General features: G+C 47.4%; 14 protein-coding genes. 4 read left to right on the forward strand and 10 right to left on the reverse strand.

What is annotated here, in order from left to right:
- Nucleotides 1-36 precede the first annotated feature (36 nt).
- On the forward strand, nt 37-1,653 hold the full coding sequence (locus tag H1A11_RS15980; protein ID WP_181757442.1) for a family 43 glycosylhydrolase: 1,617 nt from the start codon (nt 37-39) through the stop codon (nt 1,651-1,653).
- Nucleotides 1,654-1,923: 270 nt separating this feature from the next.
- Here the strand turns inward: H1A11_RS15980 and H1A11_RS15985 are convergent, their stop codons facing one another.
- Nucleotides 1,924-2,547, reverse strand: a complete 624-nt coding sequence (locus H1A11_RS15985) for an HD domain-containing protein (protein WP_005833925.1) — start codon at nt 2,545-2,547, stop codon at nt 1,924-1,926.
- Between the two features lie 106 nt (nt 2,548-2,653).
- On the reverse strand, nt 2,654-4,069 hold the full coding sequence (locus tag H1A11_RS15990) for a calcineurin-like phosphoesterase family protein (RefSeq protein WP_005833924.1): 1,416 nt from the start codon (nt 4,067-4,069) through the stop codon (nt 2,654-2,656).
- Between the two features lie 215 nt (nt 4,070-4,284).
- On the opposite strand from H1A11_RS15990, the gene H1A11_RS15995 reads away from it, so the two are divergent.
- The gene (locus tag H1A11_RS15995) at nt 4,285-7,335 is read left to right on the forward strand and encodes a TonB-dependent receptor (protein ID WP_005833923.1); all 3,051 of its coding nucleotides are present in this window, start codon (nt 4,285-4,287) and stop codon (nt 7,333-7,335) included.
- Nucleotides 7,336-7,391: 56 nt separating this feature from the next.
- Nucleotides 7,392-9,179 carry a RagB/SusD family nutrient uptake outer membrane protein gene (locus H1A11_RS16000; protein WP_061412249.1) on the forward strand — a complete coding sequence of 596 codons (1,788 nt, stop codon included), beginning with the start codon at nt 7,392-7,394 and terminating at the stop codon, nt 9,177-9,179.
- 153 nt (nt 9,180-9,332) lie between these two features.
- On the opposite strand, the gene H1A11_RS16005 is transcribed toward H1A11_RS16000, so the two are convergent.
- On the reverse strand, nt 9,333-9,725 hold the full coding sequence (locus H1A11_RS16005; protein ID WP_005826180.1) for a DUF3836 domain-containing protein: 393 nt from the start codon (nt 9,723-9,725) through the stop codon (nt 9,333-9,335).
- A 278-nt stretch (nt 9,726-10,003) separates the two neighbouring features.
- The gene (gene polA / locus H1A11_RS16010) at nt 10,004-12,859 is read right to left on the reverse strand and encodes a DNA polymerase I (RefSeq protein WP_181757443.1); all 2,856 of its coding nucleotides are present in this window, start codon (nt 12,857-12,859) and stop codon (nt 10,004-10,006) included.
- 87 nt (nt 12,860-12,946) lie between these two features.
- Here polA and H1A11_RS16015 point away from each other — a divergent pair, with 87 nt between their 5' ends.
- Nucleotides 12,947-13,921 carry a polyprenyl synthetase family protein gene (locus H1A11_RS16015; RefSeq protein WP_117599890.1) on the forward strand — a complete coding sequence of 325 codons (975 nt, stop codon included), beginning with the start codon at nt 12,947-12,949 and terminating at the stop codon, nt 13,919-13,921.
- 85 nt (nt 13,922-14,006) lie between these two features.
- Here H1A11_RS16015 and deoC read toward each other — a convergent pair whose 3' ends face one another.
- The 6 genes from deoC to mnmG form a co-directional block, all read right to left on the reverse strand.
- On the reverse strand, nt 14,007-14,909 hold the full coding sequence (deoC, locus tag H1A11_RS16020) for a deoxyribose-phosphate aldolase (RefSeq protein ID WP_117599889.1): 903 nt from the start codon (nt 14,907-14,909) through the stop codon (nt 14,007-14,009).
- Nucleotides 14,896-15,234, reverse strand: coding sequence for a nucleotide pyrophosphohydrolase (locus H1A11_RS16025; RefSeq protein ID WP_044468049.1), 339 nt, complete (start codon nt 15,232-15,234; stop codon nt 14,896-14,898). The genes deoC and H1A11_RS16025 overlap by 14 nt, the downstream gene beginning before the upstream one ends.
- Nucleotides 15,234-15,686: a D-aminoacyl-tRNA deacylase gene (dtd, locus tag H1A11_RS16030; protein ID WP_117599888.1), complete on the reverse strand. Its 453-nt coding sequence runs from the start codon at nt 15,684-15,686 to the stop codon at nt 15,234-15,236. Before dtd ends, H1A11_RS16025 begins: the two co-directional genes overlap by 1 nt.
- A gap of 80 nt (nt 15,687-15,766) precedes the next feature.
- Entirely contained in the window at nt 15,767-17,587 is a 1,821-nt protein-coding gene (gene uvrC, locus H1A11_RS16035) for an excinuclease ABC subunit UvrC (protein WP_119962002.1), read from the reverse strand.
- A 104-nt stretch (nt 17,588-17,691) separates the two neighbouring features.
- Nucleotides 17,692-18,216 (reverse strand): adenine phosphoribosyltransferase, encoded by a 525-nt coding sequence (locus tag H1A11_RS16040; RefSeq protein ID WP_165491370.1) that lies wholly within the window; start codon nt 18,214-18,216, stop codon nt 17,692-17,694.
- Nucleotides 18,217-18,272: 56 nt separating this feature from the next.
- The gene (gene mnmG, locus H1A11_RS16045) at nt 18,273-20,147 is read right to left on the reverse strand and encodes a tRNA uridine-5-carboxymethylaminomethyl(34) synthesis enzyme MnmG (RefSeq protein ID WP_119962001.1); all 1,875 of its coding nucleotides are present in this window, start codon (nt 20,145-20,147) and stop codon (nt 18,273-18,275) included.
- Between the last annotated feature and the right edge of the window lie 92 nt (nt 20,148-20,239).

Genomic DNA, 20,239 nt, shown 5'->3' on the forward strand with positions numbered 1-20,239 from the left:
ATAAATTTAAGTATCATTCTATAAATCAATGCGATTATGAAAAACAAAGTAAGAAAAATTCTGATGATTTTCTCATGTCTCATCGGTCTGTCTTTTACATTATCTGCACAGAATCCTTATCTGCCGCTTTGGGAATTTATTCCTGATGGTGAGCCCTATGTGTTTGAGGATCCTGACTGTCCCGGCAAGTACCGTCTTTATATTTATGGTTCGCACGATAATCTCAAGTGGATGTATTGCGGACGTGACCAGGTGGTGTGGTCGGCACCCGTAGAGGACCTGACCCGTTGGAGATATGACGGCGTGATATTTAAAGTCAATGAGTCGCCCGAACTGTATAAACTGAATGCTGATGGAACCGACGACGTGCTTTTTGCCCCTGACGTGACAGTAACTACCGATGCCGATGGTAAGAAAACTTACTACCTCTTTCCGAATAATCAAGGTGGTGGACGCAATTCCATGATTGCCAAAAGCGACCGTCCCGATGGCCCGTTTACGGTATGCAACTGGCATAAGGAGCGTCCTCGCGAGACTTTCGGTTGTTTGGGATTCGACCCCGCAGTGTTTGTCGATGATGATGGACGTGTGTATGGTTATTGGGGATTTGGCATTTCGCATGGCGCGGAGTTGGACCCTGCTACCATGTGCACGGTAAAGCCGGGTACCGAAGTGGTGGAGAACATGATTTCAGGCTATCGGCAGGAAGGTATATTCCGCTTCTTTGAGGCATCCTCCATCCGCAAGATTGAGGATAAATATGTGTTTATCTATAGCCGTACTACCGCCGAGGGTGAAGATGGCCTGCCAAACGCCAGCAACTATACGTTGGCCTATGCCTACAGCGAGCATCCCTTGGGCCCGTGGACCTATGGTGGGACAATCATCGATGCGCGGGCGCGCGAATATGATGAAAAAGGCAATGTGATAGCTTCGGCCATGCCCGGTGGAAATACGCATGGCAGTATCTGCAAGATAGGAGGGCAATGGTACGTGTTCTATCATCGCCAGATAGGTACCGATTGCTATGCACGCCAGGCTATGGTGTCGGCCATTGATGTAAAGGTGGAAAAAGGAAAAGGTGGGAAAGTCGTGATTTCGCGCGGGGAATTCAACTCTGAGGGTTTCCTTCTTGAAGGGCTCAATCCTATGCAGCGCATCTCGGCCGGGTTGGCTTGTTGGCACACCAATCCCGGAGGTATCAAAGAGGTCTATCCCCATTATGTCTACACGGGGTCTTACATCCGGCCTGTGTACCGGGATAATAATCCCTATGCCGGCGATAACAACCACAAAATCCCGTTCGCTCCGGTGGTGAATAATACAAGTGGGTCGATTGTAGGATATAAATACTTGAATATGAATGCCGTTCCGCGAGATAAGTCTTTGCAGATGCAGTTAAGGTTGAAGGCTGAAGATACCGACGGATGCATCCGCATCATGCTGGGTAGCCCTTGGACAACAAAAGGCGGTGTAGAGATAGGACTTGTGGATGTGAAGGCTGGCAGCACTTGCAGGGAGTTCTATGCTCCGCTCTCTATTCCGGCAAAGCTGCATAAGGGAAAGCAGCCGCTCTTCTTTGTCTTCGAATCAGAAACCGAAGGCCAGTCCATCTGTGAGTTTTATGATTTCCTCATGTTGGCACGCCCATAAGTCTTTATACTTATGGAGGCGGATACTTATCTTGTGAGACCTTCTAAATAGAGCTATTGTATTAGTTCACAGTACTGAACACTTTGTTACACCCCGTCGGAACAGATTGTTTCTCTTGTATGAAACGACTTGTTTCGACGGGATAAAACGATTTGTTCCGTTATAGGAAACACTTTGTTTCCTTATAGAGAACACTCTGTTCCATTATAGGAAACAAACCGTTTCCATAGTCGGAAATGAAATGGGGCATATGCTTCATTGATACCGCTATTACTTTTCCTCCTCGAATATTCGGTTGAAAACTTGCCGCAGCTGTCCTTCGTCTGCGATAATGGCTTGGAGCTTCTTCAGCTGTTCCGCATTCTTGCCCTCGGGAAACCAGAGCTTCAGATAACCGCCGGGTGCATATTTTGCCATGAGATGCTGATGGAACCGCTGGTAGTGCCACTCCTTGTCGGCGGCAGGATTCTGTTTCAATCCGTACTGCACGGTGCGGCGCAGGGTGATGTCCGGGTCGATGATACGGTCCGCTTCGGCAACAATCTTGCCGTAGATGCTACGAGGTTCGTGGTCTGTAGAGGCGCGGTGGTCTTCTACGGCTTCTTTCATGAGGAGGATTTCCGTGTCGGAGAACCATTGCCGCAGGGTAGAGTCCGCCATCAGTATCTCGCCGGAGACAAGGTGGTGGGTGGCGCGGTCGCGGCACAGTCCCGTGTCATGGTAGGCGGCAATGACGTATGCCAGGCGTTCGTCCGCTTCGGGATATTGCCGGGCGAGGGCAAGGCTTTCTTCGATGACGGTGCGGACGTGTGAGAGGTTGTGTGCTTTGTCAAACTCCTTGTAACGGGGGATGATTGCTGTCTCGATGTAGGTAATGAGGGGCTTGGGTATCATGTGGCATTCCTTTTTCGGGTAAAGGTACGAATAATAACCGATAGCTGAATAACGAGGAGCAGGGAATGGCTCATAATCAGGTACCGATTACTATCTGTCTGTTTACTTAATGTTCCAAAGACTGCTCGTAGCTTTTCCCGTTGGCGTCAGTCACCACGATTTTTATTTTCTTTGCTTTATCGCTCGGTTTTGTAGAGAAAAAGAAATAAGCATTCTTGTTAGCTTGGCGACCACGTTCCTTCATATCCTTTCCCTCTGTGACAGCTTTGCGCTGCAGGAAGAAATCATAATCAGGATCCATGCCTTTATACTGCTTCATTTCGCCTTTCAACTTCCCGTCTTCGTAGTATTCCACTTTCCAGCGGTTATCCCAATTCCATACCTTGACGCAGAGTTCGTCTTCATGGCCGGGTACTGTACCCACGGGATAGTAACGGAACTGATAGTCACGGTCATGTCCTAATGACTTGAAATAATTTGCAATTCCGTTCTTGCCGGATTCGAATACTTGGTAGCCAATAGGGGTACCGTCTTTGCTATAGATGCCGTCCCATAACCACCACGCGCCTCCGATGGAGGCGATATTGTACTCACGAATGTTGTTTCTGATTTGTGTGTTGCATTGTACATGAGTGTGACCACTGAGAATATCTACCTTATAACCCTCGAAAAGGTCGAGTAACTCGGCTACGCGTCCCAACTTGTAGTTCTCGTTATAGAAGTATGCCGGAGCATGCATGCAAACAAACAGATGAGCCCCTTTGGGGACGTACTGCAGATAGCTCTTCACCCAATTGAGCTGCTGATCATTGAGCCCCACCTCATACTTCTTGTTTCCTTTATAAAGGATATTGTCCAAAACGATATAATAGTCTTTTCCAGCATTGAACGCATAGTAAGTGGGTCCAAAGAAATGCCGATAAAGATGTGCACTGGCATCATCGTCGCTCACCTCCTTGTCGTGGTCGTGGTTGCCGATAACCGGATAGATGGGAATTTGGATCTTTGCTATCTCTTGCTTGATGTGGGGAAACATTTCCAGGTTATCCCATAAGATGTCGCCCAAGAAGATGGCGAAAGCAGGAATATTCTGGCTCATATATTCAAAGCCCACTTGCTTGAGGTCGGGGAAAGCTTCCGTTTCAAGCCGATGGAATGCGTTCTCTCCGCGCGGTTGTGTATCGGCTGCTGCCATCATGGCGTATTTGCCTCCTACTGTTCCCCAGCGATGGAGCTGGAAATCGTGGCTGTTCTCGTTCAGAGTCTTATAGAAGACGGGAGTACCCCCGTTGCAAGGAGCCATATAGCCTGAAGGTGTCACTACATAGATAAAGTGGGCCTTCTCATCAGCATCAATCATATAGCTTCCGTCTTCACTGGTAAGAGCGAATGCGGTGCCATCGGTTACTACAACTTTGGCCAGCCCCTTGCCGTCGGCCATGACTTTGCCTTTAATCTCTTTAGCTTCTGCCCCTATTGCCATAAGCAGCAATGCGGCGTAAAAAATGTTCTTTTTGTTCATTGCTTTTCTCTTTCAATTATTTGTTGTTTGAATTGAGAGCAAAAATAGGTGAGTGAAATTACTTCGTCGTTTCTATGGGGTTACGTTCAAGTTACATATGTCGGGCTCTCATCCGGTGTCATATCAAAATCACAGAAGTGACACAAGTCTGTAATACAGCATCCATTCTTTTGCAGCCGAAATTAAAATCATCATAGAAACTAATGAAAACAAGAATGATTAAATCCTTTGTGTGTGTCTGTGGGCTGCTTGTTTCGTTGAATGTAGTCGCAGCTTCACTGAAACCCGTCAAAGGTAAAGTGGTGGACCGGTTCAATAATCCACTTCCCGGTGCTACAATTCAAGTGACCCATTCTCCCGAGAAAACCATTACCGATGTGGACGGCAACTTCAATTTTGAAACCATCGAAGACGCGGAACTCATCGTATCCTACATCGGCTTCCGTACCCTCAAGCTGAAGACTGCAGGGGAGAACTTCATTCATGTGGTACTGGATGAAGACTCACAATTGCTTAACGACGTGGTAGTGGTAGGTTATAGCACTAACAAGAAGGTTAATCTGTCAGGCTCGGTTTCTTCGCTTAACAGCGAGAAGCTTGCAAGCCGTCGAGTATCAAACGTATCTTCGGCTCTGCAAGGCATGGCTGCAGGTGTAACTGTCACTACACAGAGCGGTGAGCCAGGCGGCAATGGCGGTCATATACGTATACGTGGTATCGGAACCTTCGGTGGTGATAGTGCCGCCCCGTTGGTGTTGGTCGATGGCGTAGAAGGAACCATAGATGAAGTGGATCCTAACATCATCGAGTCAGTGTCCGTCTTGAAAGATGCTGCATCTGCATCCATCTATGGTTCACGTGCTGCCAATGGTGTCATTCTGGTGACTACCAAACGGGGTGGCAGTCAAGACAAGTTCAGCATATCCTATAAAGGATATTTTGGATTCCAAGGCGCAACGATGCTTCCTCAAAAAGTGGATGCATTGGAATATATGCAATTAGAAAATGTGGCAGCAGGTAACGACGGATCCGACCTGCCCTATAGTGATGAATATATAAGGGAATATGTGGCTGGCATGGCTACTGACCCGGACATCTATCCTAATACAGACTGGCAGGACTTGATTCTTACAGAAAACGGATTCAACCATGGGCATACGCTTACTCTGACTTCTTCATCAGAACGTATCAAGACACTTACTTCTATAGGGTATCTGGACCAGACGGGTATAGTGGTCAATTCCTCTTACCGTAAAATCTCTGTACGCAACAATATGGACATCAAGCTTAGCGACCGTCTGGACATGAAGTTTGACATACAAGTAAGCAATGCCAATAAAAATAGTTCTCCCTACGAAGGACATGCCTTCAATTATATGAACACCCGAACCCCGAACATTGTCAATCAATTTACTACTGGTCTTTATAATGGGGCAAATGGTCTGATGGGCAATAACCCCGTGCTGTTGTTGCGTGAAGGCGGTATTGTGAAAAACAATGTTATCCGTGCTACCATGGCGATGGCTCTGACCTATAAGATTCTCGATGGATGGAATGTGTCAGTTCAAGCCACTCCACGTTATATCACCAAGAATAACCATAACTATAAGAATTCTGTCACCACGTATGGTGACCCGGAAGGTACTACCAGCTTCAAGAGCGGCGAAACCTACAACTCGCTTACAGAATCGGCCTACCGTTACTTCTACTGGAACACACAGGCACTGACCAACTATGAGAAACAGCTGGATGACCACTACTTCAAAGTAATGGCAGGTATGGAGTGTCAGACCTATACAGAAAAGACTCTTTCTGCCTATCGTCAAGTATTCAACTTCCCTCAATATGACCAAATTGATGCCGGTAACATTGAGAACATGAACAATGGAGGAGGGGAGTACCAATGGGCCATCAACTCCTTCTTTGGCCGCTTGAATTACAACTACAAGGAACGCTACCTTGTGGAGGCCAATATCCGTACCGACGGTTCTTCCAGATTTGCAGAGGGTAACCGATATGGCGTGTTCCCTTCATTCTCTGCAGCATGGCGCATCAGCGAGGAACCCTTTATGGAATCTATACGCGATAGAGTGGATAATCTGAAATTACGTGCCTCTTGGGGCAAACTGGGCAACCAGAATATCGGAAGTTCCTATTATCCCACTACTCAGCAACTCTCTACGGGCTCTATATCTATGGGAGGTAATCTTTACACGACCTCTGCTGTTACCTCGCTCTCCAATAGGGACCTTACATGGGAGACTTCTACCATGACTGACTTAGGCATAGATCTTTCACTGTTCGGCTGTATCAACATCACTGCCGACTGGTATAGGAAGATAACGGATGGTATCCTGATGAAGCTGGACATCCCCAACCACATTGGTATGGGTGCTCCCTTCCAGAATGCCGGCAAGGTAAGAAACCAGGGATGGGAGCTAAGCGTAGGCTACAGCAAGAAGCTGACGAGGGACTTTTCGCTGGATGCCGCCCTTACGCTGAGCGACGTGAAAAACACCATCACCGACATGCGGGGCACAAGCAGCACAAGCGGTGATATTCGTAACCAAGAGGGGTCTTCCATTAACTCCATTTACGGATTGATATGCGACGGTTTCATCAATTCACAAGAAGAAGCGGACGAAATCAATGCCAACTGTCCCCAATTCGGTACAACCGTATATCCCGGTGACCTGAAATACCGGAATGTCAGCGGAGACAACAAAATTACTACAGATGACAAGACGATTATCGGAAGTACAGTTCCACGCTATAGTTATAGCTTTAATTTAGGAGTGGGATACAAAGGAATTCGTCTTTCGGCTTTCTTGCAAGGAGTTGGCAAGGCCGACGGTTATCTCAATTCCTACTACGTGATGCCTTGCTATCAGGGAGGAACCTACCGCAAGGAACACCTTGACTATTGGACGGAGCAGAATCATGATGCATCCACGCCTCGCCTCTCTTATAAGAGCAGTAACAACACCTATACATCATCCTTCTGGATGAAGAGTGCCGCTTACCTGCGTCTGAAGAACCTGCAGCTGGGTTACGACCTGCCCTCCAAATGGATGAAAGCCATCGGACTGAAGTCTGCCTACATTTATGCCAATGCTGAGAATCTCTTGACTTTTACTGACTTTTGGGATGGCTATGACCCCGAAGTCAACTATAACGCATCAGCAACAGATGGGGTATCTCTGGGTGCGGCAAACAATTATCCCCAGACGAAAGCCTTCACTTTTGGCGTTGACATCAAATTCTGATTAGCCGGAATAGGGAAACCGTCTGTATTCAAGAAGACATAAAAAGAAAAAATGATATGAAACGAAACAATATTTATACAGCACTCCTTTCGCTGTCTCTATTAAGTCTCGGTGCTTGTTCACTCGACCTTGAACCACTCACTTCACCGTCTTCTGCCTCTTATCCTTCGAGTATGGAAGAGGCGAATTTCGGTTTGAACGCTGTTTACTCATCTCTGACAGCTTATAGTGCCAGCACCACCACCTGGTGGAAGGTGACAGACAATATTACCGATATTGGTGCTACACGTGTCAACACGGCTATGTATACGGAATTAATCACCTCCGGAGCTTCTGCTGAAAACGCGGTGGCAAACAAGCTTTATAATTGCGTGTATAAGACCGTGGCACGTATCAACCAGCTTCTCGATGCGCTGGATAATCTGCGTGGCACAGCCTCTGATACGGATATAGAGAGTATACGGGCAGAGCTGCTGTGCATACGGGCATTCTGTTATGATCAAGCTTGCCAGCACTATGGAGACTTGCCGTATGTGGTCCACACAGCGGGTATAAATGACAGCCAGACCCCACGTACACCGAGAGAGACCATTGTAGAGAATCTGCTTTCGGATCTTAGCGACGAGTGTTTGGCTAACCTTCCACTCCGCCATAAAGCAGAAAGCTATGGCAGTGCACGCATCGGACGGGTAGCAGCGTATGCGTTACGTGCCCGTATTGCCTTGAATTGGAAAAAGTATGACTTGGCTGCCAGTTCGGCCAAACAAGCCTTGAATTTGGCTAAGGAGGCAGGCTTTGAATTGGAATCCATCAATACACAGTATTGTGGAGAAAGTCATGAGGCAGGAGAGCCAACCGGTCAGACGGCTCTGTTTGGTTATGACGGTGAGGCAAGCAATGAGTGGCTCTGGTCCGTGCAGTATGATGCGGTAATATCCAGTAATAAAACCAAGGAGGCATATTACATGGCTCCACGTACACTGGGAGGATGCGCCTATTTTGGTCCTACACAAACATTTGTTGATATGTTTCAATGCAAGGATGGCAAATCGATTACGGAATCTTCTCTGTATGACTGGCAGAACCCTTGGCAAAACCGGGACCCTCGTCTGGATCTTTTCTGTTTGCGACCTGGTTCACGCATATTCAATCTAGAATTCCAGACTTCCACTACCAGTAAAAAGATTCACGACTATAGCACGGGCAAGGACGTGACAAACATGGAGTCGCAGGGAACCAAGGGCGTATACGGTGCCAATGGCACTAAAGGTCCTGCTGGATATCTCTGGAGGAAATATTTGGATATAGCCGAGTTGGAAAGAGCTGCAATCTCCAACCATGAAACCAGTGATCTTAATTGCGGCTTGATGCGTTTAGCAGAGGTTTATCTAATAGAGGCAGAAGCCAATATTGAAATGGCTGATGGCAATCTGGAGTTAGCACGAACGGACATCAATATAATTCGTAATCGTGTAGGAATGCCCGATGTGGTAGTTACTTCGCAGAGCGGACTCCGAAAGGCATTACGTTACGAACGTACTGTTGAACTTTGTAATGAAGGTTTTCGTTGGTTTGATCTCCGTCGTTGGGGTATGGCTTCTACAGTGATGACAGGTAAGATTTATGCTCCCAATCAAAAAGGGCTTATGTCCAATGCCAAGCCTTCATTTGATGACAACTGGCATCCGGCATATTCAGAAGGTAGTTCTTGGGATGGGAAAGCACTGAATCTCCGTGTGTATAACACGATGAAGTATATCAAAGGAAAGGATGAACTTTGGCCGCTTCCCCAAAGTGAGATTGATACAAACAGTGCCATTATAGAAAACAATCCAGGATACTAATCGTGTAAGGTTATTGGTATCTGACGGAAAGGATTTGTTTTTCAAGATATAATAAAAGAGCCGGAATGTGCGAATCATTCCGGCTCTTTTATGAAAGGTTTCGGTTATTGTTGTTAGGAATAAGATTTCTTACTTTAAGAGAGAGTTTGTCAATTACATGTTAGGGTTGTCCATGATTACTGTCATCTCGGGAACCAGTATGTATTCGCCTTTCTTGTTGTTCCATTTGTAGTATGTGGTAGTCATCGTCTTGCCTTGGTATGCATAGCGGATGCACATGTCCTTGCCCCATGTATTCTTGGTGCTGTTCCATTTCAGGGCTTCGCTTTCCGTCATGCGGTTCTGGTCGTCGTACTTATAATTGTACTTCATATAGTTGGCAAGCGTGTTTCCGTCCATCTTGTATACGGTCTCTGCCACCTTCATGCCATTTACTTCTTCCGAATTGTAAATGAGGTTGCTCTTATTGTCGGCTGAGGCATTTAATCCGCAAACTAAGAGAAGTGCTGAAACAATCACTGTTTTTAAAGATACTTTTGCTTTCATGGTTTTATGTCTTTTTTAGTTTAACTTTCTATTTTCTATCAATATGTTATTGATTTCGCTGCAAAGGTACGTATTAAATTGACATAAATATAAATATCGGATTAAATTTTATCAATATGTCAGTAGTGAGGGTTTCGGTATGCTTTCCTTTTGGCAAGATTGGTGAATAAAAAATATCCGGCAGCGAGGTTGCCGGATATTCTGATGAGCAAACTGTATTTGGAAAGGATTGCTTCTGTTGCTTTCTGATTGTAAGTTAAATAAAGTTATTGGGCTGTTTAGTGTGCCTGCAACCAGTTGTTTCCCCACCCACAATCGGCTTTCAGGGGTACGTGCATGCGATATGCCTGCTCCATCTCTTCGATTACGATTTTCTGTACAAGCTCTTTTTCTGCCTCTGGAACGCTGAAATTTAGTTCGTCATGGACCTGTAAAATCATCTTTGCTTTCAGATTGTAAGCTTGGAAGCGCTGATAGATGTGTGCCATGGCTACTTTTATGATGTCGGCGGCACTTCCCTGGATGGGAGCGTTGATGGCATTCCGTTCGGCATAGCCCCGTACCACCCCGTTTCTTGAGTTGATGTCTGGCAGGAAGCGCTTGCGGTGGAAGATGGTTTCCACATAGCCGTTCTCGCGTGCCACTTGGATGCTTTTGTCCATATACTCCTTCACTTGTGGGTAGGTTTCAAAGTAGCCGTCTATCAGCTCTTTGGCTTCCTGGCGGGAAACGCCCATGCGTTCGGCAAGCCCGAAGACGGAGATGCCGTAGATGATGCCGAAGTTTGCCGTTTTTGCCTTGCGGCGCATGTCGGCGGTTACGTCGTTTATATCTATCTTATATATCTTGGCAGCGGTGGCGGCGTGGATGTCGTGTCCGCTGAGGAAGGCGTCTATCATGTTCTTATCTTCGCTGAGGTGTGCCATGATGCGCAGCTCTATCTGCGAGTAGTCGGCAGAGAAGAACTCGCAGCCGGTGTCGGGGATGAACGCCTTGCGGATTTCCTTTCCGTCTTCGTCGCGGATGGGGATGTTCTGCAGGTTGGGATTGCTGGAGCTGAGGCGTCCGGTAGCGGTTACCGCCTGGTTGAAGGAGGTGTGTATGCGGTCCGTACGTGGGTTGATGAGCTGGGGCAGGGCATCTATATAGGTGCTCAGCAGTTTCTTCAGTCCGCGGTATTCCAGTATCTTCCCGATGATGTCGTGCTTGCTGCGGTAGCTTTGCAGCACCTCTTCGGAGGTGACGTATTGTCCGGTCTTGGTCTTTTTCGCTTTCTCCACGATTTTCAGCTTGTCGAACAGCACTTCGCCTACCTGCTTGGCGGAGCTGATATTGAATGTCTCGCCAGCCATCTTGTAGATTTCCTTTTCAATCTCCTGCAGGCGGACAGTGAAGTGTTGGGACGACTGCTTCAATGCTTCCGTATCGAGCAGCACTCCGTTGCTCTCTATATTGACAAGTACGGGGACGAGCGGCATCTCTATTTCGTAGAACAGATGTTCGGCACCTTGCTCCTTCAGTTCCTTTTCCAGCACGTTTTTCAGTTTGAGGGTGACGTCCGCATCCTCGCAGGCATAACGGTAGACATCTTCGGGTGGAAGGTCGCGCATGTTCTTTTGGTTTTTGCCTCGCGCTCCAATCAGCTCATCGATGTGGATGGTTTGGTAGTGCAGGTAGATTTCCGCCAGATAGTCCATGTTGTGTCGCAGTTCGGGTTGAAGCACGTAATGGGCGAGCATGGTGTCGAAAAGCTTGCCTTTCACCCGGACTCCGTAATTCTGGAGGATAATCATATCGTACTTGATATTTTGTCCCACCTTCATGGATTTCTCGTTTTCGAAGAGGGGGCGGAACTCGTTTACAATTTTTAAGGCTTCCTCTCGTTCAGCAGGTACGGGTACGTAGTATGCCCGATTTTCGGCGTCACTGAAGCTCATTCCCACGAGTTCGGCATCCATTGGCTCGGTTCCGGTAGTCTCTGTATCTATTGAGAGAATTTCGCTTGTAAGTAACTTTTGAATAATTTCCTTTCTTTTCTCTTCTGTATCAATGAGTTGATAGTCTACATCGAGCATTTCTAACCGCTTCAGATTTGAATTTTCAGAAGCTCCCGTCCCCTCGCCCGCAAAATTTGCAAACAAATCGCCTTGAACGGGGGCGCTGTTTTCGGGATTGGAGGTTTGCGGCTGGGCAAACAGAGTGCCGGCAAAGAGGTCGGGTGTCGGAGAGGTTGGGGTGGGGGAGGAAGAGTTGCCGTTTCCTTTTTTGAGTATCCGGTCGATGAGTGTGCGGAATTCCAACTCTTCGAAAATCTTGCGGAGTTCTTCTTCGTTCGGTTCTTCCCGGACGAGCGAATTCATATCGAGCCGGATGGGGACATCTGTTTTGATGGTAGCAAGGAATTTGGAGAAGGTAATCATTTCCCGGTTTGTCTCCACCTTCGTTTTCAGTGCGCCTTTCAGTTGGTCGGTGTGTTCCAGCAGGTTCTCGATGCTGCCGAATTCGGCAATCAGCTTCTGTGCGGTTTTCTCGCCCACACCCGGACAGCCGGGGATGTTGTCGGAAGCATCGCCCATCAGTCCCAGCATATCGATGACTTGCTCGGTGGTTTGTATGTTGAATTTGGCTTTTACTTCTTCGGTACCCATCACTTCGAATCCGCCGGTGTGCTTGGGGCGGTACATAAAGATGCGGTCCGATACCAGCTGGCCGTAGTCCTTGTCGGGTGTCATCATATAGGTGGTGATGCCCTGCCGCCCTGCTTCGGTGGCAAGCGTGCCTATCACGTCGTCCGCTTCATAGCCGGCCACCTCAAGGATGGGGATGCGGTAGGCGCGGATGATATCCTTTATAATAGGTACGGAAAGGCGGATGGTCTCGGGTGTCTCCTCGCGCTGTGCCTTGTATTGCTCGTAGGCCTCGTGGCGGAAGGTAGGGCCTGACGGGTCGAAGGCTACTCCTATGTGTGTGGGATTCTCTTTTTTAAGCACTTCTTCCAGGGTGTTTACAAAGCCCAGAATGGCCGAGGTGTTGAATCCTTTTGAGTTGGTTCTCGGGTTCTTGATGAACGCGTAATAGGCCCGATATATCAGTGCGTAGGCATCGAGCAAAAACAGTTTATCGATTGAATTCATACATTTAATCCTTTTTTTCATGGTAAAAGTACAAAAAAATACCGTATTAACCGTTTTATTACTATTTTTGTAGGCAAATAGCGATGCATGGACAACTCATCATTGATAAAATCTCCGATTTCTGAGGAACTGGAGGACTTCAAGAAACTTTTTGAAAGTACCCTTTCCAGTTCCAACCTTTTGCTGAACAGCGTGATTGCGCATATCCGGCAGAAGAACGGGAAGATGATGCGCCCCATTCTGGTGCTTCTGGCTGCGAAGCTTTTCGGTAAAGTATGTCCTGCAACCCTGCATGCTGCGGTTGCACTGGAACTTCTCCATAATGCAAGCCTTGTACACGATGATGTAGTGGATGAAAGTACTGAACGCCGTGGACAACTCTCCGTTAATGCCATTTTCAATAATAAGGTAGCCGTGCTGGCAGGCGATTATCTGCTTGCGACAGCGTTGGTGCAAGTGGGCATGACCCGTAATCATGACATCATTGACATTGTCTCCTGCCTGGGGCAGGATTTGGCAGATGGTGAACTTCTGCAGCTTTCCAACGTCAGTAATCTTCATTTTTCTGAGGAAGTGTATTTCGACGTCATCCGCAAGAAGACGGCCGTGCTCTTTGCTGCTTGTACGAAGGCGGGCGCGCTCTCGGTGGGAGCCAGCGATGAAATGGCGGAATCTGCGCGTCTGTTCGGTGAATATATCGGGCTTTGTTTTCAGATAAAGGATGATATTTTCGATTACTCCGAGAGCAAGGAGATAGGCAAACCTACCGGAAATGATATGGTGGAAGGGAAGTTGACCCTGCCCGTGCTCCATGTACTCAATACCGTGAAGGATAAAACAGCGGAAGAGATTGCCGTGAAGATAAAGAACGGAGAGGCAACGCCTAGTGAAATAGCCCATTTAATCGAGTTTACCAAGCAGCATGGTGGCATAGAGTATGCTTCGCAAGTGATGCATGATTATAAGAGAAAGGCCCTTTCTTTGCTGGCTTCTTTGCCCGATACGGAGGTAAAAGCAGCGCTTACCGGGTATCTGGACTATGTGGTGGAACGGGAAAAATAACGGAACTATTTCCGGTTGATAATATGAAAAAGCCTGATGGAATCCATTCCATCAGGCTTTATTTATAGGTAAATGCAACTTCCTCTTAAAAGAATTTCATTTCCTCGCCCTTGATTTCCGAAAGCAGCAGGTTAGCAAGACGGCTGGTTCCCAAGCGGAACAGTTCGTTGTTCAGCCATTCTTCGCCGAGCACTTCCTTGACGATGGTGTAGTAAATCAGTGCGTCGTTCACGCAGTTGATTCCTCCTGCGGGCTTAAAGCCTACCTTGATACCCGTCAGCTCGTGATATTCCTTGATGGCCTGGCACATAACCAGAGCGGCCTCCGGTGTGGCGGCAGGCTGTTGCTTGCCGGTGGAAGTCTTGATGAAATCGGCACCCGAATACATGGAAAGGATGGATGCTTTTTTGATGTTCGAAGCCGTCTTCAAAGCTCCGGTTTCGAGGATTACCTTCATGTGGTGCTCTTTACAGGTTGCTTTGAGTTCTTGTATCTCCTCGCACATGCTTTCATAGTCTCCAGCCAGGAACTTGCCCACCGAAATAACGATGTCTATTTCATCGGCGCCTTCCATCAGTGCCATGGCAGTTTCTGCCACTTTCACTTCAATGAAAGTCTGGGAGGAGGGGAAACCTGCTGATACACAAGCTATTTTTACATCCTCCACTTCCAGCGTATCTTTTACGACTTCTGCAAAATTGGGGTATACACAGATGGCTGCCACATTCTTCAGGTCGGGGAACTCTTCGTCGAATTTATTCACTTTCTGGGTGAATTTCATGACGCTTTCATCGCTGTCTTCACTCTTCAGGGTGGTAAGGTCAATGCAGTTGAACAGGAATTTCTTTACCTCCGGTGTATTGTTTGCCGGTACTTTCTCTGCAATGATTCTGGCAACTTGTGCAGCTATTTCTGCATCATCCAGTTGGGTGTTGTACTTTGCCAGGGCGGCGTCATACTTACTCTGGGTAGGCTCATTCTTCTCCATGGTCTTTCAATTTAGGATTATTGATATGTCTTGTCTGGTCACGTCTGGTTTTCTTCTCGAAGTTACGGCGGAAAGCCTCTGTCAGGTTCACTCCGGTCTGGTTTGCAATACAGAGAAGTACCCAGAGAATATCTGCCATTTCATCGTCGAGGTTGTCTTTTTCTCCTTCTTTGAAGGACTGGTCTCCGTACTTGCGGGCCATGACGCGGGCCATTTCGCCCACTTCTTCGGTCAGTATGGCCATGTTGGTGAGTTCGCTGAAATAGCGTACTCCGTATTCCTTTATCCAGGAATCCACTTGTTTCTGTGCTTCTTCTAACGTCATTATTCCTTGTTTTTTGTATCCATACAGATGGTTACGGGACCATCGTTCATCAGTTCTACTTTCATATCGGCGCCAAATTCGCCGGTACCTATTTCTTTACCTAATGCTAAACTCATTTCCCGGCAGAATTGTTCGTACAGCGGGACGGATATTTCCGGTCGTGCTGCCCGTATGTAGGAAGGGCGGTTGCCTTTCTTGGTGGAGGCATGTAGGGTGAACTGGCTGATAACCAGTATTTCGCCGCCTGCCTCAAGAATGGATTTGTTCATCACGCCGTTTTCGTCGTCGAAAATGCGCAGGTTGACTATCTTCTTGCAAAGCCAGTCAATATCTTCTTTTCCATCGGATTCTTCGATGCCTACGAGTATCATGAGGCCTTTTCCAATGGAGGCTTTGCAGGTTCCGTTGATGGTGACGGAAGCGTATCCGGCACGTTGTATCACTACTCTCATGTTATTCTTGTCTTTTTGAGGGAACAAAGTTACGAATTAATTCGTTGTGTGCATGGCTTTGCAGGCTGATTTATCAGTCATTATTTCTCTGAGAAATAGGTCTGGATGATTTTGGCTTTCGCTTCTCCCACCACGGTGGCAAGCTCCTCGGCAGATGCTTCGCGGATACGCTTCACGCTTTTGAACTCCTTGAGCAACGCACTTTTCGTCTTTTCACCGATGCCTTTTATCTCGTCCAGTGCGGAGGCAATCTGCCGTTTGCTGCGCTTGTCGCGGTGGAAGGTAATGGCGAAGCGGTGCACTTCATCTTGAATCTGCGTCAGCAATCGGAAGAGGGGGGTGTTCTGTTTCAATCCGATGGTCTGGGGAGGGAAACCGTACAGCAGTTCGGAAGTGCGGTGTTTGCCATCCTTGGCAAGCCCGGCGATGGGGATGTTCAGGCCAAGTTCGTCTATCACCTCTTTTACGGCGCTCATTTGCCCTTTCCCACCGTCGGTGATAAGAAGATCGGGCAAGGGCGTTTTCTCTTCCATGGCGCGCTGATAGCGCCGTTTTACGACTTCTTTCATGGAGGCATAGTCATCCGGTCCCTCTACGGTCTTGATATTGTACTTGCGGTAATCCTTCTTGGAAGGTTTCCCCTTGACGAAGACTACGCACCCGGCCACGGGGTCGGAACCTTGGATGTTGGAGTTATCGAAACATTCTATCTGCATGGGCAGGCGATCCAGGTGCAGCTCTTGTTGTATCTCTTTCAGCAGGCGCACAGTCCGTTGCTCCGGATTCAGCTTTTCGGCTTGTTTCAGGCGGTCGGCTTTGTACTGCTTCACGTTGAGGATGGAGAGTTCCAGCAGCTTCTTTTTGTCTCCCCGTTGCGGGATGGTGAAAACGATATCTTTCAGCTTCATATCTAGCTCAAAAGGTACGATGATTTCACGTGAAAGGCTTTTGTATCTTTCCCGCATTTCGATGATGCCGAGGGAGAGCAGCTCTTCCTTGGTTTCGTTCAGCCGCTTTTTGTACTCGAAGGTGAAAGCCTGGTTGATGGCGCCGTTCGTAATGTGTAGGTAGTTGACGAAAGCGGACTTTTCATCGCTGTCTTCTTCAATGGAGAATACGTCGATGTTGTGCAGCACGTTGCTTACCACTTCCGATTTTGCCCGGTAGTTTTCCAGCAGCAGGTATTTTTCCTTTATCTTCTGTGCTTCTTCAAACTTCATTTCGGCTGCCAACTCCTGCATTTGTTGGAAGAGCATCCTTTCTATCTCTTGGGTATTCCCTTTGAGGATTTCCTTGATTTCAGCGATGTTTTTTAGGTAATCTTCCTGACTTTGCTTGCCGATGCAAGGCCCTGCACAGTTCTTGATGTGATATTCCAGGCAAACATTGAACTTTCCGGCACGTATGTTCTCTGGAGAGAGGTTCAGGTGGCATGTACGTAAGGGGTACAGATGCTTGATGAGGTCGAGTAATGCGTACATGGAAGGTATATGGCTGTAAGGGCCATAATAGGAGGAACCGTTACGGATTATCTTCCGGGTTCTGAATACGCGTGGAAAGTATTCGTTCTGCACGCAGATGCTAGGATATGTTTTGTCGTCTTTCAACAGTACGTTGTAGCGTGGCTTGTATTTCTTGATAAGATTGTTTTCCAACAATAGCGCGTCTTCTTCCGTATTCACCACGATATATCGGATATCTGCAATCTTGCTGACCAGCACTTTCGTCTTTCTCGGTTCGTGCTCCCGGTTGAAGTAGGAAGACACTCTTCGCTTCAGATTCTTTGCCTTTCCTACATATATAATGGTCCCTTCGGTATTCAGATATTGGTAAATACCAGGACTTTCGGGAAGGTTGGATACAATCCCTTTGAGGTAGTCGTTAGTTCTGAGTTCTTCCATAATGGTATGATGAAAAGGTGGAGGATAAGAGGAGTAAAATGATGGATAACATCAACTCTCAGGTAAGAGTACTCTGTGCCTCTGTGTCGTTTCGTTTGACAAATTTATAGCGATAGCACCGATTCCACTTCTACATCATCCCCAAACACATCCTTGCCATGAAGCTCTTTCAGCTCGATGATGAAGTTTACATACACTTTCTTGGGGCTCATCTGCTTCACCAATTTGCAGGCAGCTTCCATTGTTCCACCGGTTGCCAGTAAGTCGTCGTGCAGCAAAACTACATCGTCTTCATTAATGGCATCCTTGTGCATCTGTACGGTATCTTTGCCATATTCTTTATCATAGCTTTCTTCAATGGTTTCTGCAGGAAGTTTTCCCGGCTTGCGGATAGGGACGAAGCCTGCTCCCAGTCTGGTGGCGAGAATGGGGCCCATAATGAAACCTCTTGATTCTATACCCACTACTTTGGTTATTCCTTTGTCCTTATACATCTCGTACAGTGTGTCCGAGAGCTCCTGCAAGGCGGCAGGTTCCTTGAACAAGGTAGTTACATCGTAGAATAGAATTCCCGGAATGGGGAAGTTGGGAATTTCCCGAATGCTTTTAGCAAGCGTTTCTTTGCTCATAATCAGTTTATTTAATAGGTTTGTTGAATTCTTTGTTTCACGTGGAACTTTGCGCTCTATCGTCCGCAAAGTACCAGTAGTACGTTGATGTCGCTCGGAGATACTCCCGGAATCCGACTCGCTTGGGCTATTGTTTCCGGATCTATCTTTACCAGCTTCTGTCTGGCTTCGGTGGAAAGGGATTGGATGGAATTATAGTCAAACTTTCCTTTTATCTTGATGCTTTCCAATCTTGCCAACTTATCCGCAATAATCCGTTCGCGTCCGATGTATCCTTCGTATTTGATGAGTATTTCTGCAGCTTCTACAATTTCTTCTTTTCTATCGGATATTTTATCCAGTTCTCGTTTAAAGGCGCTGACATGTTCGGCAATGTTCTCAATTGTTACTTGCGGTCGGTTTATCAAATCTATCAATTTGCATCCTTGGCGCAGTGGAGTAGTGCCGAGCTGCTCCAATACCGGATTGATTAATGCCGGTTTCATCGAGTAATTCCGCGTGAAGTCTATAATCCGGTTCACGGCTTCACGTTTTTCTGTCAGCAGCTTGTACCGCTCTTCCTTGGCGAGTCCTAGCTTCCAGGCTTTTTCCGTGAGTCGCATGTCCGCATCATCCATACGGAGCAGGATGCGATATTCGGCACGGGAAGTAAACATACGGTAAGGCTCGTCCACACCTTTTGTTACCAAGTCATCGATTAAAACGCCGATATATGCTTCATCTCTTGCAAGGGTGAATGGTTCTCCGCCGTGGCAATTGATGTGGGCGTTGATGCCTGCCATGATTCCTTGTCCGGCAGCTTCCTCGTAACCGGTTGTTCCGTTTACTTGTCCGGCAAAGAACAGATTCTTTATATTCTTCGTTTCCAGCGTATGTTTCAGTTGGGTGGGGTCAAAGAAGTCGTATTCGATGGCATAGCCCGGGCGGTAGATGACCAAATCTCTGAATGCCGGTATCTTTTTCAATGCTGTAATCTGGATGTTCATGGGCAATGAAGAAGAGAATCCATTCAAGTAGAGCTCCTGGGTTGTTTCCCCTTCGGGCTCCAGGAAAAGCTGGTGCTGCGGCTTGTCGGGGAAAGTTACAATCTTGGTCTCTATACTGGGGCAATAACGTGGGCCAATACTTTGGATTTGTCCGTTGAAAAGGGGAGAATCTGGCAGACCTTCCTGCAGAATCCGGTGTACCTCTTCATTGGTGAAACAAGTCCAGCAAGGGAGCTGTTTCAAATGGCGTACATGAGTATCCATGAACGAGAACTTGTGGAAGTCACATTCTCCGTCTTGAATTTCCATATCCTCATAATGCACGCTGCGTCCGTCTATGCGTACGGGGGTTCCCGTCTTCATGCGTCCGAATGTGATGCCATGTTTGGCGATGGACTCGGTTAATTGGTAGGATGCAGGTTCTGCCATACGTCCACCCGGAAGCATGGTACGTCCCACGTGCATCAGTCCGTTGAGGAAAGTTCCTGCGGTGAGTACTACACATTTGGCATGGAACGTTACTCCCCATAGTGTTACTACTCCTGTAATCTCACCGTTTTCAACGAGGATTTCCTGCACGGTATCTTGCCAGATATGCAGGTTGGGGATATTTTCCAGGATTTCTCTCCATGCCCAGATGAATTTGTTGCGATCGCACTGTGCGCGTGGGCTCCACATAGCGGGACCTTTGGAACGGTTCAGTATACGGAACTGTATGGCTGTCTGGTCTGTCACCAATCCCATATATCCTCCCAAGGCGTCTATTTCGCGTACTATCTGTCCTTTGGCGATGCCTCCCACTGCCGGGTTACAACTCATCTGTCCGATTTTGTTCATATCCATTGTGATAAGACAAGTCTTCGAGCCCAGGTTTGCGGCAGCGGCAGCGGCCTCGCATCCTGCGTGTCCGGCACCTATTACAATAATGTCATACTTAAACTCCATTCGTTCAGTGTATTTTAAAACTGTGCAAAGTTACGAAAAAAGTTGTATGCCGGGACGTGTCATATCTTAAAATCCGGATATATCTTCTTTGG

It is taken from the genome of Bacteroides sp. CACC 737, assembly GCF_013874375.1.
GTDB lineage: Bacteria > Bacteroidota > Bacteroidia > Bacteroidales > Bacteroidaceae > Bacteroides > Bacteroides uniformis.

Bases quoted from the DNA above. Each gene is read 5' to 3' on its own strand.
- H1A11_RS15980 (WP_181757442.1), top strand. From the start codon at position 37: ATGAAAAACAAAGTAAGAAAAATTCTGATGATTTTCTCATGTCTCATC.
- H1A11_RS15985 (WP_005833925.1), bottom strand. From the start codon at position 2,547: ATGATACCCAAGCCCCTCATTACCTACATCGAGACAGCAATCATCCCC.
- H1A11_RS15990 (WP_005833924.1), bottom strand. From the start codon at position 4,069: ATGAACAAAAAGAACATTTTTTACGCCGCATTGCTGCTTATGGCAATA.
- H1A11_RS15995 (WP_005833923.1), top strand. From the start codon at position 4,285: ATGATTAAATCCTTTGTGTGTGTCTGTGGGCTGCTTGTTTCGTTGAAT.
- H1A11_RS16000 (WP_061412249.1), top strand. From the start codon at position 7,392: ATGAAACGAAACAATATTTATACAGCACTCCTTTCGCTGTCTCTATTA.
- H1A11_RS16005 (WP_005826180.1), bottom strand. From the start codon at position 9,725: ATGAAAGCAAAAGTATCTTTAAAAACAGTGATTGTTTCAGCACTTCTC.
- polA (WP_181757443.1), bottom strand. From the start codon at position 12,859: ATGAATTCAATCGATAAACTGTTTTTGCTCGATGCCTACGCACTGATA.
- H1A11_RS16015 (WP_117599890.1), top strand. From the start codon at position 12,947: ATGGACAACTCATCATTGATAAAATCTCCGATTTCTGAGGAACTGGAG.
- deoC (WP_117599889.1), bottom strand. From the start codon at position 14,909: ATGGAGAAGAATGAGCCTACCCAGAGTAAGTATGACGCCGCCCTGGCA.
- H1A11_RS16025 (WP_044468049.1), bottom strand. From the start codon at position 15,234: ATGACGTTAGAAGAAGCACAGAAACAAGTGGATTCCTGGATAAAGGAA.
- dtd (WP_117599888.1), bottom strand. From the start codon at position 15,686: ATGAGAGTAGTGATACAACGTGCCGGATACGCTTCCGTCACCATCAAC.
- uvrC (WP_119962002.1), bottom strand. From the start codon at position 17,587: ATGGAAGAACTCAGAACTAACGACTACCTCAAAGGGATTGTATCCAAC.
- H1A11_RS16040 (WP_165491370.1), bottom strand. From the start codon at position 18,216: ATGAGCAAAGAAACGCTTGCTAAAAGCATTCGGGAAATTCCCAACTTC.
- mnmG (WP_119962001.1), bottom strand. From the start codon at position 20,147: ATGGAGTTTAAGTATGACATTATTGTAATAGGTGCCGGACACGCAGGA.